At 38.2% G+C, this 13,271-nt stretch carries 10 protein-coding genes; 5 read left to right on the top strand and 5 right to left on the bottom strand.

Annotated elements, in window-relative coordinates; genetic code table 11:
• Positions 1-40: 40 nt before the first annotated feature.
• Both BLT30_RS17540 and dnaK read left to right on the top strand, forming a co-directional pair.
• Complete coding sequence (locus tag BLT30_RS17540; protein ID WP_089875047.1) at positions 41-1,285, top strand: zinc-dependent metalloprotease; 1,245 nt, start codon at positions 41-43, stop codon at positions 1,283-1,285.
• Positions 1,286-1,428: 143 nt separating this feature from the next.
• Positions 1,429-3,321: a molecular chaperone DnaK gene (gene dnaK / locus BLT30_RS17535; RefSeq protein WP_089875045.1), complete on the top strand. Its 1,893-nt coding sequence runs from the start codon at positions 1,429-1,431 to the stop codon at positions 3,319-3,321.
• A 354-nt stretch (positions 3,322-3,675) separates the two neighbouring features.
• Here dnaK and BLT30_RS17530 read toward each other — a convergent pair whose 3' ends face one another.
• From BLT30_RS17530 to BLT30_RS17520, 3 genes are all read right to left on the bottom strand, one after another.
• Positions 3,676-4,338: a hypothetical protein gene (locus tag BLT30_RS17530; RefSeq protein WP_245707209.1), complete on the bottom strand. Its 663-nt coding sequence runs from the start codon at positions 4,336-4,338 to the stop codon at positions 3,676-3,678.
• A gap of 139 nt (positions 4,339-4,477) precedes the next feature.
• On the bottom strand, positions 4,478-8,584 hold the full coding sequence (locus tag BLT30_RS17525; protein ID WP_089875044.1) for a beta strand repeat-containing protein: 4,107 nt from the start codon (positions 8,582-8,584) through the stop codon (positions 4,478-4,480).
• A 108-nt stretch (positions 8,585-8,692) separates the two neighbouring features.
• The gene (locus tag BLT30_RS17520) at positions 8,693-9,253 is read right to left on the bottom strand and encodes a hypothetical protein (RefSeq protein WP_089875041.1); all 561 of its coding nucleotides are present in this window, start codon (positions 9,251-9,253) and stop codon (positions 8,693-8,695) included.
• A gap of 382 nt (positions 9,254-9,635) precedes the next feature.
• On the opposite strand from BLT30_RS17520, the gene BLT30_RS17515 reads away from it, so the two are divergent.
• Together BLT30_RS17515 and BLT30_RS17510 are read left to right on the top strand one after the other, a co-directional pair.
• On the top strand, positions 9,636-10,748 hold the full coding sequence (locus tag BLT30_RS17515) for a serine hydrolase domain-containing protein (protein ID WP_089875039.1): 1,113 nt from the start codon (positions 9,636-9,638) through the stop codon (positions 10,746-10,748).
• A gap of 83 nt (positions 10,749-10,831) precedes the next feature.
• On the top strand, positions 10,832-11,347 hold the full coding sequence (locus tag BLT30_RS17510; protein WP_089875036.1) for a thioredoxin family protein: 516 nt from the start codon (positions 10,832-10,834) through the stop codon (positions 11,345-11,347).
• A gap of 35 nt (positions 11,348-11,382) precedes the next feature.
• Here the strand turns inward: BLT30_RS17510 and BLT30_RS17505 are convergent, their stop codons facing one another.
• Entirely contained in the window at positions 11,383-11,649 is a 267-nt protein-coding gene (locus BLT30_RS17505) for a hypothetical protein (protein WP_089875033.1), read from the bottom strand.
• 491 nt (positions 11,650-12,140) lie between these two features.
• Here BLT30_RS17505 and BLT30_RS17500 point away from each other — a divergent pair, with 491 nt between their 5' ends.
• Positions 12,141-12,818, top strand: coding sequence for a hypothetical protein (locus BLT30_RS17500; RefSeq protein WP_089875031.1), 678 nt, complete (start codon positions 12,141-12,143; stop codon positions 12,816-12,818).
• A 50-nt stretch (positions 12,819-12,868) separates the two neighbouring features.
• Here the strand turns inward: BLT30_RS17500 and BLT30_RS17495 are convergent, their stop codons facing one another.
• A complete protein-coding gene (locus BLT30_RS17495; RefSeq protein WP_089875028.1) occupies positions 12,869-13,210 on the bottom strand; it encodes a helix-turn-helix domain-containing protein in 342 nt (113 codons plus the stop codon).
• Positions 13,211-13,271 lie beyond the last annotated feature (61 nt).

The following is a 13,271-nucleotide window of genomic DNA, read 5'->3' as shown; positions in this document are numbered from 1 at the left end:
TTTAATACATTTGCCTCCCTTTTATTGAAGATTTAAAAATATGAAGAAAATTTTATTTACATTAGTAAGTGTTTTTTGTCTTAGTGCCTATGGACAAAGAACCTGTGGAACAGACAAAAAAATGGCAGAGTTTTTTGCTGCCAATCCACAAGCGAAAGCTAACCGAGAAGCTTTGAAGGATTTCTTGGTAAACAACGACTACAAATCTAAAAAAGCAGGACTTGTCACAATTCCTGTGGTTGTTCACGTGTTATATTCTAGCACTGCAATGAATATTTCTGATGCTCAGATTGCGTCTCAGTTGACTGTATTGAATAATGACTATCGTAAACTGAATTCTGATTTCGGTACAATTGTGCCTGCAGGATTCCAAGGCGTGGCTGCTGATATGGAATTGGTTTTCTGCATGGCAACAAAAAAACCTGATGGTTCTACAACTACAGGAATCGAAAGAAAATCAGTGGCGTCAGGTTTTAATTTTGATGATAATTATTACAAATCATCTGGTTTGGTAGCTTGGGATCCTACAAAATATCTTAACATTTGGGTTGGGAATATGTCAGAAGACTATCTAGGCTGGGCATATTTGCCAGATTCTGCGGGTGCGGCTTATGATGGACTTGCGATTGGCTATAAACAATTTGGAACTACTGGCACGGCTACATATCCATATAACCTAGGAAGAACCGCAACTCACGAGATTGGTCACTACTTTGGGTTGGAACATCCTTGGGGTTCGGTTGAAGATTATGGAGATACACCAAATAAAAATAACTGTGGAAAAACAGGTTGGGATGATTTTTGTGCGGATACGCCCGCAACATATTACCCTCATTTCACGAAGCCAACGAATGTAAATATTTACACCTGTGTTTCTACAACACTTGGTGCAATGTATATGAATTATATGGATTACGTTTATGACAGACAAATGGCAATGTTCTCTAACGACCAGAAAACTATAGCTCAAAATACAATGGCAGGTCCAAGAGCGAGTTTATTGAATTCTAACGCTTGCTCTCTTTTAGCTGTTGATGATGTAGAAAAGTCGAACTCGATCAGTCTTTTCCCAAATCCAGCGGTTAATTATATTTCAATTGCTTCACCTTTGGTTAAAATCAATGAAGTTGAAATTTTCGGAAATGATGGAAGATTGGTAAAAAAGGCAAACATCAATAATGAAATTGATAAAATTGATGTGAAAGGCCTTCCTGCTGGAACTTATTATGTAAGAACTTATGATAATGGTAACTTCATCAAGTCAATGAAATTTATCAAACACTAAACTAACTATTTTGACTTAAATGAAACTCCGTCCCGTACGGAGTTTTTTTGTTAATGACAATTTGTCACTTTTTATGGCGTGGTACAAATATTGAGAATTGCTGATTGTAAATAATTAATAATAACAAAAAATAACATATAAAAATGAGTAAAATAATCGGAATTGACTTAGGTACTACCAACTCTTGCGTTGCAGTAATGGAAGGTAAGGATGCTGTAGTTATCCCTAATGCAGAAGGTAAAAGAACAACACCTTCTATCGTGGCGTTTACAGAAGATGGAGAAAGAAAAGTGGGTGATCCTGCAAAAAGACAGGCTGTAACGAATCCAAAGAAAACGGTATATTCTATCAAAAGATTTATCGGGACACACTTCAAAGAAGATGCTCAGGAAATTTCCAGAGTTCCTTACGAAGTAGTTCCCGGACCAAACGATACCGTGAAAGTAAAGATCGATGACAGAGAATATACACCACAGGAAATTTCTGCAATGACGCTTCAGAAAATGAAGAAAACTGCTGAAGATTATCTTGGGCAGGAAGTAACAAGAGCGGTGATCACTGTTCCGGCTTACTTCAATGATGCTCAAAGACAAGCTACGAAAGAAGCTGGAGAAATTGCAGGCCTTAAAGTAGAAAGAATCATCAATGAGCCTACAGCAGCTGCTTTGGCCTATGGAATGGATAAGTCTCACAAAGACCAAAAAATTGCAGTTTACGATTTAGGAGGTGGGACTTTCGATATCTCTATCCTTGATCTAGGAGATGGCGTTTTCGAAGTATTGTCTACAAACGGTGATACGCATTTAGGTGGTGATGACTTTGATGATGTGATCATCAACTGGATGGCAGACGAATTCAAAGCTGAGGAAGGTGTTGACTTGAAATCTGATGCAATCGCATTACAAAGATTGAAAGAAGCAGCTGAAAAAGCAAAAATCGAGTTGTCTTCTTCTCCTCAAACCGAGATCAATCTTCCTTATATCACAGCTACAGCTACAGGTCCTAAGCACTTGGTTAAGACTTTGACCAAAGCTAAATTTGAGCAATTATCTGCAGACTTGGTAAGACGTTCTATGGAACCGGTTGCTAAAGCATTGAAAGATGCAGGTCTATCAACTTCAGATATTGACGAAGTGATCTTGGTAGGTGGTTCTACAAGAATCCCGATCATCCAGGAAGAAGTAGAAAAATTCTTCGGTAAAAAACCTTCAAAAGGCGTTAATCCGGATGAGGTTGTAGCTATTGGGGCAGCTATCCAAGGTGGAGTTTTGACAGGAGATGTAAAAGACGTTCTTTTGTTGGATGTTACACCGCTTTCTTTGGGTATAGAAACGATGGGTTCTGTTTTTACTAAATTAATTGAAGCAAACACGACTATTCCAACTAAAAAATCTGAGGTGTTCTCTACAGCATCTGATAACCAGCCAGCTGTAAGCATCAGAGTGGGACAGGGTGAAAGACCAATGTTCAACGATAACAAAGAGATCGGTAGATTTGACTTGACAGATATTCCACCAGCACAAAGAGGAGTACCTCAAATCGAAGTAACTTTCGATATCGATGCAAACGGGATCTTGAGCGTTTCTGCTAAAGATAAAGGGACAGGTAAAGAGCAATCAATCAAAATCCAGGCTTCATCAGGCCTTTCTGACGAGGAAATCGAAAGAATGAAGAAAGAAGCTCAGGAAAATTCTGCAGCTGATGCTAAGAAGAAAGAAGAAGTTGAGATCTTCAATAAAGCAGACGGATTGATCTTCCAGACTGAAAAACAATTGAAAGAATTTGGCGACAAATTATCTGCAGACAAAAAAGCCGCAATCGAAACTGCTCACACAGAATTGAAAACCGCTTTTGAAGCTAAAAACAGCGATGATGTGAAAGCTAAGACAGAAGCTCTTGATGCGGCCTGGATGGCGGCTTCAGAAGAAATGTATGCACAAGGTCAACAAGCTCAAGGTGCTGATGCAGGACAATCTCAAGGAAATGCAAACGGGGCAGAAGATGTTCAGGATGCAGACTTTGAAGAAGTGAAATAATGATTGATTAACATCAATTAGAAATAATAATAAAACCGCTGTAAATTTAATGTTTATAGCGGTTTTTATTTTTAGCTGATCATAATTGTTTTGAAGGATGCTTTTTTAATGTTATCTCGAATATATTAATACTATGATAATGGCATCGCTATTTTAAGAACGGAGATTTATCAACTGATTTTTACTCCAATAGACAAGTTGCTCGATGGAATCATACAAGGAGAATAAAAATTGTACGAATGTTTTTTGAAATCGGAGAAAGAAAAAGCGGCCTCGTCGAGAGTCGATTCATGAAATAACAAAAGCTTAACCCAAAGATTAAGCTTTTACTTTTATCCAATTATATAATGAACATTATGGTTTCCAAAAACTCCATACAGTTCCATTAAATACTGCCAATTGTTGCTTTACAGTATCAAAGACCATCATTCCTGGTGTAGGATTTATGATATTCAGATGTGGACTTGCTACCTTGGGCAGAACCATTGCACGATCCGTATCTGTAAGTACCATTATTCCATTGGTCGTATCGTTATTTGCATTTGTGCCTATTGCTACTTTAGCACTAGCGGATTCTATTTTGTCGTCTTGTAGCGAAGTATCTAATGTGTTGTTTGCAGAAAGTGTTACGGTAGAATTATCCGCTCTTATCACATTAACGGGGTAGGTAACATTAGTAAGGTTAAACCATGCACCATCTTTTCTGTATTTTACATTTTTGTCCGAAAGATCGAATATAAATGTGCCATTTTCTATTGTTCCCTGCATACCTCTGTAGCCAGTTCCGGTTGTGGAATTATAAGCAACGGGCTGATCGTTGACTGTGGAGGTCCAAGGTAATACCATTCCCTTTTTATTATCTGCGCTATCGTAAAACTCCAAAGAAATGTTCGGATTTGTTACCGTATTTGCAGGCTGTATTTTAGAAAGTTCATCTTTTCCTATGGCTACCTGTGCTTTTGCATGCAAAAATAAAATTAAAGCAACCATAGCTGTAATATTTTTGATATTTCTCATTTTAATTGTTCTATTAAACCTTCAATGCATTGTGAGCACATTGAAGGTTGATTGTTGTTGACTTCATTGAATCAGGTTTTGTGATAATGGAAATCCCGGCTTGCAGAGATCACACAGTCCAAAACCTCTACCGATAATATTAATCCGGACAAGCTTGTGTTTCAAAACAAGGCCAAGAGGGATTTGTTTCACCAGATTTTACTGCATATATTTTAATACATTTTGCCTCCACATCGTATACCATCATTCCAATGATAGGATTGGTAATATTAGCAAGAGATGCTGTGGTTGGTACTCTGTTAATTACAAATCCTTTTTCTTTGGATTCTAAAACAGTCCATGCACTTTGTCTGACCATAGGCCAGTTACCATTATTTGTTCCGGCTCTCGATAATGCCGTAATGCCATGCTGAGAAGGAATGTTATTTCCGGCATCAGTCACTGCTGGTTTGTAGCAATGTGTAGAATTTACAGTTATGGTAAACGTCTGAACAGCTGAAGTATCAATTCCTCCATTAGCTGTGCCTCCATCATCCTGAATACGTACGCTTACCAAAGCTGTTCCGGAAGCATTCCCGGCTATCGTGTACTGTAGTTGCCCAAGTGCCGTGATCGTAGGCTGAATGCTAAACAAGGTATTATTATCATTGGTAACGATAAAACTAACAGATTGTAAAGATTCATTGGCAGGTCCCTTACTGATGTTTGTGGCCCATCCTGCTACTGTGTAAGTTGTAGCTGAAGAAGTCTGTGGGTTTGCCTGATCAGCACCTTTTGTAAAAGACGGCGCATCATTTACCGGATCTACAGTGATTGTAATACTGGTTGGATTGGATTTGTACCCTAATGAGTTTTCTACTGTATAAGTAATAGAGTCATTACCAAAATAATCAGGTACAGGTGTAAAAGTTACGTTTCCACTGTTATCAACAGTCCATGTTCCATTAACTGTTGTGTAGGTAGTTTGCCTTCCGGCAGTTACTGGATCCAAATCTACACTGGCGCCAACTAATGTACCGGAAGTAGCCGTATCGTTTGTTAAAATATTGAATGTTTTTGCAGTGTCTTCCAATGTGCTGGTAACATCAGGATTGCCAATTGGGTTACTTACGGCAATACCAAAATTAACATTCGTATTGTTAGTGTTGTTTCCGGCGGTTACATTAAGATAACCATTAGTAGAGTTACCTCCGGTCAGAGAATTTGTGGAATCATTATCAATTGCTCCGTTGAAAACTGCTCCTGCCGGCAAATCAGAAGTTGCAGGTACTGCAATTCCATCACCGTAAGGTGTTGTTTTAATGTAAACACGATAATAATTTGCCGTTGTGTTAGCAAGATACGAGAACTTGTACGTCCCATCGGGATCGACAGTGACGGAAGAGATGGCGCGGTTTGCCGCTGGGGTACCTGTTGTTGCGCTTTGCGTTAATATTGCATATAACTGTTGTCCTCCAATCTGTGAGATAGGCGTGCCATCCACCTTTTGTGGGGCGACTGAGCCGTTCTGATCATTGTAAACCGTTCCAGAGATCTCATTGTTTACATTGTTGGTAATCGCAATCTGACGACATACCTGAGTTCCGTTTCCACAAGTATTTGAAGGTGTTGCACAAACATTGTATGTTCCACTTTGTCCGGCATTGTTAAAGTTAACAAGAATTGAGCTCGATCCCTGTCCGGATGTGATAGTTGCACCATTTGGTACGGTCCAAGTATATCCTGTGGCACCTGAAACCCCTGAAATTTTGAAGCTTACACTACTTTGGTCATCTCCAAAAGCACCAAAATAAACTCTAACATACACATAATCTATATTTGCAGTTCTTGTAGCAGTCGCATTATTATATACCTGGATCCGCAGTTTTGTATTGGTAAAATCCGCAGCCTGCCAAGTTGTTCCCCAAAGATCAGTATCTCCTCCATAAATGACCGAGGCATCAGAGTTTGGCCAAAATGTTCCTGTATTTGCCTTATTGTCCCCTACGGCAATATTGTTTTTCAGAAGTTGAATGACATTATCACGTATGCTGTTTGTATTATTAGCATTTCTTTCTATACCAATGGCAATTCCCGATATGTCATTGGCACTATATCCTGTAGGAATAGAAATAGCAGGGAAAGGAATTTCTAAATACTGTGAAGTCCCGCCGTTTGCAGCAATATTTGTAGCTGAAGTATTAGCATTGTTACTGCTCGTGATATTGGTCAAGTTGGTCCAAGCGGTTGTACCAGAAGCATTATTATTGGCTGCAGTATTGGGAGCGGCTACTGCTCCGGTATCACCTGTGGTTCCATTGGCGCCTGTAGTAGTAGAAATAACACCTGTGCCAGTTATGGCTCCAGCAGAAGATACAACAGCTGTTACAGGTGTGCGTCCGGATTCACAGCCTGTATCGGGGTTGTAAAAAGATACATAATAAGTCGTGGTGCTGGATATGCTCGGTGTCGTAAAAGATGCTCCGGTTGCCAAAGGAGTTCCTCCGCTGGAAGCAGCGTACCAACGGTATTGCTGATTACCTTGCGCGCCACTCGCTGTAAGTATTTCCGTACCTGCATCACAACGACTGGATCCTGTTACATTTACCGGATCTACATAGGCGGTATGAGAAGCCGAAATAGTATCTTCATATAATCCAGGGGCTGCAGCTGTTGCAGTATTTGTAATAGTTCCCTGAGCATTACAGTTTACATTTACATCAAAGGTTATGGTCGCTTTTGCACCAGGTAGTAATGTTATATTGTCTCCACTCACTATCACATTTGATGGTACACCATTTAATAAAGTTCCTCCAGACGCAGCGTTGGTCTTGTTTTGTGTGGCTAGCGAAAGTGTATATTGCACTGTCAGATTGTCCACGGTCGTTGTTTTTGTACCCCATGTGCCTCCACTGGAGTTAACTAAACGTATACGGGTATCTGCTGTTAAATAGGCAGCCCCGATAGTCCCGGTGAATGTCCCGCTTGTATTTCCACTGACACTGCCTATCGAAACATAGGTTGACCCGTTAGCAGATACCTGAACATCCAATGTTCCGTTTGTGGCACTCTGTGTATAGGCAAATGACAACGTGGCATTGGTTGCTCTTAAAAGATTGACTGTTCTTTCAATACCTCTTCCGTTTGGTAAAGTTACAAAACGCAAAGCGTTGGACGCAATTGTGATTTGTCCTGCGGCGGGATCTGTAGCTTCTCCTATTTCAGTCCATTCATTTTTCCACCAAGCTATTCCGTTATTCCGGGCATAAGAAACAGAGTTGAAGTTATCCGCTACGCTTTCCGCTTCACTTATTGCGGGTACTGAAATAGCGGTCGTATTAGGGACATAGGTCAATCCTGCCGGTAATGGATCGGTAAGTGTGACATTTTCCGCAGTAGTTCCAATGTTATCCAGGACAACGGTATATTTTCTTGTGGTTCCCGCAACAAAGTTGTCGGTATCAGCCTTTTTGGTAATGTACATCAGTTTTACCGGGTTTCTCACGGTTGTCGGGTTGGTGAAAGTTCCTCCGGCGGTTCCGAACTGTAGAGAAAACTGGCGGCTTGTTCCTGCATTACTTTTACCTAGTGCAAATGTAACTTTGGTATAAGGGAATTTGTACTGTGCAATAAAGGCTGCAGTATTTTCGAAATTTATTCCATCAAGCTCCGTTGTAATGCCTCCAAACCTGGTACGTCCGGTAGGCTGCTGGGTAATGGTCAGTCCACTGGTGGCATCTATCTGATAAGTTGAGTAACCACCTATCTCCACAAATTCGCTTCCGTCTATATCGGCCGCTGTAAAGTAATATTCCGAAATATAAGCCCTGTTATTGGTAGTAACCTCATAAAACTCAAGCTCAAACAAGATGTTTCCCCCAGTGGCGGCTGTTGTTATCCTTGGTTGAAATCTCCCCGGAAGTCCTGTTCCGGCGGTTTCATCATCCAACATTGTTAGAGTTGTACCGGTACCATTGATCTCTTTAATGGTAAGGACACCGTAAATGGTAATACCGTTGGTTGTGATAAGATTGTCATAGCGCCAAACAGAGCCAGCTGACAAACCATTGTTACCCATATTGGTGATCAGTGTACGATTGGCATTCAGGAAATTAAGATTCTGTCCGGGAACGGCAAGAACAAATGAGTTTTGTTGCTGGGCAGAAAGTGAAATGCAACTTGGCATTATAACAAATGCGAATAGTAAAAGCAGTAGCTTTTGTACTGCATTTTTACTAAATGCAGAATATAAAGTATATTTTTTCATTATTTGATATATAAATATAAGCTTACCTTTCCGCTAGAAAGGATAGCTGACGATAAATAAAGTTTTCATGACTATAATTAAGAAAATATCGTAATTACAGTAAATTTTCTAGGATAATAAAAAAGGGGGGGGACGTGTACGGGAACTTTCGTTATGTAAGTTATAGAGAAATCGGATTTTGTAAAAACTCCGTTTTTCTTCATAAAAATAATTAAAAATGAAAATATAACGTAATAAAGAAATGTCATATTTCAAATATTGATCAGGTAGTATTACCGGTCTTTTACTGGAGTCTGAGGTGGTGAAATAACAACTATCAACATTTTTCCAATGATGTTGGAGCAAAATTGCCTTGTTCGCATCAGCGGGAGACGTATTTTGGATTAGTTTTTTAGAATCTGATTTCTTTTTTTGATGCTTTAGCTTTGTTGTTCCGTAGGCTATAAACTTTTTATCTTTTTTACTTTTGGAAGATAAAGCTTGTGCTGGATAAGACTGAGAATTGTTAGATTGCGAGGCTGAAACCTGGATGTCTCCAGTGAGAACGGTGTTTTTTTCTACATAAAAAACCGTACCCTCAACAATCGTGATCTGACTGTAAGTATTGATAAAAAAAAATAATAGGAGAATAGATAACAAAGATTGTGTTATCCTGTATTTTTTTATCATTTTTGTGTTATAAATTTTCGCAAATTTATATTAAATTATTTATATTATTGAATATTTTTAAATAATAATTGTTTATATAACACAAATTTAACATAAAACCTTTTCTTAATAGCTTATTTGAATTTTTGCTTTATAATAACGTATTGATAATCAGCAGTGTTGTTTCCAAAGAAAGAGAATAGAACTCAGGATCTTTGGATTTCAAAATTTCGTTGCCACTTTTGGAAACATATTTTTAATTTCTTTTTTAATGAATTTTGACTATAAATATTTAATTAAAATTAATTAACTATAAAAATAGTGATAAATCAAAAATAAATCTTAGCTTTGAACAACTATAAAAATAGTTATAAAATTTAAACATGGTAATAATTCGTAACCTATGAAAAAAACGTTCGCTTTTATCTTTACTTTATTATTCATTGTCTTCTATTTTGGGCAAGATGATCACAAGAACATTGATCAAAAAGTAGATCGATTTTTCAATCAGCAAATGAAGAATTTAAAAATCCCGGGAATGGCAGTTGCGGTCATAAAAAATGGTAAAATCATCAAGAAAACAACCTATGGACTTGCAAACCTCGACTGGAAAAATAAAGTTACCCAACATACTAATTTTCAAATCGCATCCTGTACGAAACTTCTGACGTCCACACTTCTTTTGAAAACCATGTATAATAACAGGATCAGCCTGGAGGATCCGGTTTCAAAATATATTGCCGAATGTCCGAAAGAATGGAGTGACATAAAAATAGAAAATCTGATCAGCCATTCCAGCGGTATTGCCGACTATTATGAGAGTGATGTGTATTTGCCAACCGAGAAAATTGTGGACGCCGTCAAAAAACTTCCTTTGGTTTTCAAAACTGGATCAAAGCAGCAATATGCACAATCAGATTTTATGGTCTTGTCTTATATTTTTGAAAAGATCTATAACAAGCCTTTTGTCCAGATCTTGAAAGATGAAGTTTCCATTCCTTTGAAAATGGATGATGGCGCTTTCGACATGGAATTCAAGGTAAACGGACAATTCCTGCGTACAGATATTATTCCGGAAAAAGCCACGACTTATTACGACCTCAACGGTAAAATGCAAGCCTACAAATATCTCTATCCGCAATATACCTATCCTGCCGGTGGTTATTTTGCCTCGGTAGATGATATGGCAAACTGGGCGGTAGGTCTGGACAATGAAGTACAATTCCCAAAATCATTTTCTGATAATTATATCTACAAAACAGAAACAATTGCGGGCAAAGCTGCTGATTTCTCCAAAGTCGGCTGGGTAACTGGTACAGAAGACAATGTCCTGTATGCGGGACATAGCGGCGGCCCCGGACTGGCTGATATTTTGAGGTTCCCGAAAGAAGGTTATACAATTATAACTTTGTCCAATGATGGCGAACTTTTACCCGGTTTTTCCAGAGCTGTTGCTTCTTTCTATATCAAAGAATTATCTCCAAAGCTTAAAATAGAAAAATTTGAGAGAGATTAGGGTAAGCTGCCAGATCTCTGGGCAAGATATTTATTGTTTAATAAGAAAATCCATAAATTCGTTTGATGTTAAATAGATCAATAATGAAATTTTCAAAGATTGTTATAGTATTGGCGTTATTTGCCATGCAATTGGGGTTTGCTCAGGCAAAGGCAGATGTTGTATTGGATAAAGCTTTGGCGCAAGCCAAGACAGAAAATAAAAATGTCCTTTTGATATTCCATGCTTCGTGGTGCGGCTGGTGCAAACTGATGGAAAAGAATATGAACCTGCCAACCACAAAACCACTTTTTGATAAGAGTTATGTGACTGCTTATGTAGATGTTCAGGAACGTGGGGAAAAGAAAAAACTCGAAAATCCCGGCGGACAGGAACTGATGAACAAATATAAAGGAGAAACGGCCGGGCTTCCTTTTTGGCTGATGCTGGATTCCAAGGGAAACGTTCTAGCGGATTCTTTTGATGACAAAGGTGAAAATATTGGTTCGCCCGCAAGTCCGGAAGAGGTTGCTGCATTTCTTGTAAAACTTGAGAAAACGTCTCATCTAAATAAAAACGAACTCCAAAATATAGAACAGGTTTTCGTGAAGAAAAATTAAAAAATAATCCCCGAGTTTTAACTTGGGGATTTTTATTAGGCGTCAATTCTAGGTAAGCATTTTTCTACTAATTGATAGACGGTTTTCAATCGCGCTACAACTTCCTCCATGTTCTTTGTGAGTCTTTTCACTTCCTGTGGATCTTTGGATCTCAAAACTTCGTCACCACTTTTAGAAACACATTTTTTTATTTCAGGGCTTGTAATCTGTCCTTCAGGTGATCGTTTCGATTGGATGCACTCGCAGGATTTTTTTGCAACTTCTTCTTCGATGGTTTGGGCATTGGTGAAAGAGAATGTCATTAATAAAAATAAGAATAGACAGTATTTTTGATAGGGTGACTTCATATTGATGAATGTTTGTGTCAAAGATAAAATATTGTGGGTTTCTGTGATTATTTGTTTTAATAATGTCTTATCATTTTTTGAAATTCAATCATAATTTTATGGTTGATAGGTTTTTGTTAATTATAATAGTTGTTTATTGTTTAAAAATTAAATTAAATGAGTTATTTGTGTGGAAATAATTTTGAATAATGTTTGTTTTTGGCTGAAAATATAAATATATTTGAGTGTAAAAGGTGTTGGGTTGATAATCAGAAGGGTTAAGTAGACAGTCAGAAGACTTGAGAAGATAGTCAGAGAAATTAAGAAAACAATCAGAAGAGTTAAGAAGACAATCAGAGAAGTTAAGTAGGCAGTCAGAAGACTTGAGTAGATAATCAGAAGAGTTGAGTGAACAATCAGAAGAGTAAAATAAAACTGTAAATAAAATTAATTCAAAAACGTAGTGAATGGGAAATAACAATTTAAACTATGAAGAGTATCCTGCGATTGGCGATGCGCTGATTGCAAGTTTTAACAGAGACCAAAGCGAATTGGCAGAACATTACAAAATGATGAATGCCGATTTTGTTATCGAATTTCAAAATGCTATTGATGCGGTGCGGAAAACGGCATCTGTGCTGGCAAAAACGGAGGAACTGAAAAGTGTGACCAGACAGTTGTACGGACTGGCGGATGAAGCCAATCAAAAGCTATTGTTTCTGATTGATTATGCGAGGGATGCCGGACTTGAGTCTGCTTCTATATCCAACATCCGAAGCAAACTGACGACAAGGAATATCGAAGGTGCTGTGTATGAGCTGCGAGAAGTGCTGCCTTATCTGGAAAGTCATCAGGCAGAACTAGACGCTGGCAATATGCCGAAAGATTTTTTGAAGTACTTTCCTCCTATTCTTCCTCAGCTGGAAGCCTGGAATGCGGAGCAGATCGCTATCGTGAGTAACCGAAAATCTTTGGTAGAGGGCAATAAGATCTTGTTTGAAAACGCCTACAGCTATATCTCGAAAGTGAGCAACAATGGTAAAAAGGTTTTCAAGGATACGGTGAAAAAGGATGATTATACGATTTCGAAATTGCTGACCAAGGTAAGGGTAGAAGGGAAAGGTGAGGAAGGGCCTAAATCCTGATTTTTGAACTATATAAGAAATCCCTGGGCGAATGCTCGGGGATTTTTTAATTATTTTGATCTATCTTTCCAATAGGCTAATTGCTCTTCCAGATTTTTTATCCTTGCTTCGTATTGCTCTACAAGTTTTTCAGAAAGTTGATTAACAACAATTGCATTTGTAGAAGTGCCACCTTGTTGTTGGTTATTAATTACAATTTCTTCAGGGAGTAATTCCAAAAAACTTTTGTCGTAGACCTTTGCGATTTTTTCCAGAGTAAAGATATCAGGAAAGCTTTTGTCGGACTCGTATCTTCTGTAAGTAGACTCCGAAACGTCCAGCCTTTCTGCGATGTCCATTGTGCTGAAACCTTTCTCGCTCCTCAAGCCTCTCAATTTATTTCCAATTTTCATATCTTAAAACTAATTGAACAAAAATATGCAAAAATAAAACAGTAATAAATAAATTATGATA

The sequence above is a fragment of the Epilithonimonas hungarica genome, assembly GCF_900102265.1.
Classification (GTDB): domain Bacteria; phylum Bacteroidota; class Bacteroidia; order Flavobacteriales; family Weeksellaceae; genus Epilithonimonas; species Epilithonimonas hungarica.
This window is presented reverse-complemented; position numbering and strand designations above follow the sequence as displayed.

Excerpts from the sequence above, each read along its gene's own strand:
- BLT30_RS17500 (WP_089875031.1), top strand. The coding sequence starts at position 12,141 with ATGGGAAATAACAATTTAAACTATGAAGAGTATCCTGCGATTGGCGAT.
- BLT30_RS17505 (WP_089875033.1), bottom strand. The coding sequence starts at position 11,649 with ATGACATTCTCTTTCACCAATGCCCAAACCATCGAAGAAGAAGTTGCA.
- BLT30_RS17525 (WP_089875044.1), bottom strand. The coding sequence starts at position 8,584 with ATGAAAAAATATACTTTATATTCTGCATTTAGTAAAAATGCAGTACAA.
- BLT30_RS17520 (WP_089875041.1), bottom strand. The coding sequence starts at position 9,253 with ATGATAAAAAAATACAGGATAACACAATCTTTGTTATCTATTCTCCTA.
- BLT30_RS17495 (WP_089875028.1), bottom strand. The coding sequence starts at position 13,210 with ATGAAAATTGGAAATAAATTGAGAGGCTTGAGGAGCGAGAAAGGTTTC.
- BLT30_RS17540 (WP_089875047.1), top strand. The coding sequence starts at position 41 with ATGAAGAAAATTTTATTTACATTAGTAAGTGTTTTTTGTCTTAGTGCC.
- BLT30_RS17530 (WP_245707209.1), bottom strand. The coding sequence starts at position 4,338 with ATGAGAAATATCAAAAATATTACAGCTATGGTTGCTTTAATTTTATTT.
- dnaK (WP_089875045.1), top strand. The coding sequence starts at position 1,429 with ATGAGTAAAATAATCGGAATTGACTTAGGTACTACCAACTCTTGCGTT.
- BLT30_RS17510 (WP_089875036.1), top strand. The coding sequence starts at position 10,832 with ATGAAATTTTCAAAGATTGTTATAGTATTGGCGTTATTTGCCATGCAA.
- BLT30_RS17515 (WP_089875039.1), top strand. The coding sequence starts at position 9,636 with ATGAAAAAAACGTTCGCTTTTATCTTTACTTTATTATTCATTGTCTTC.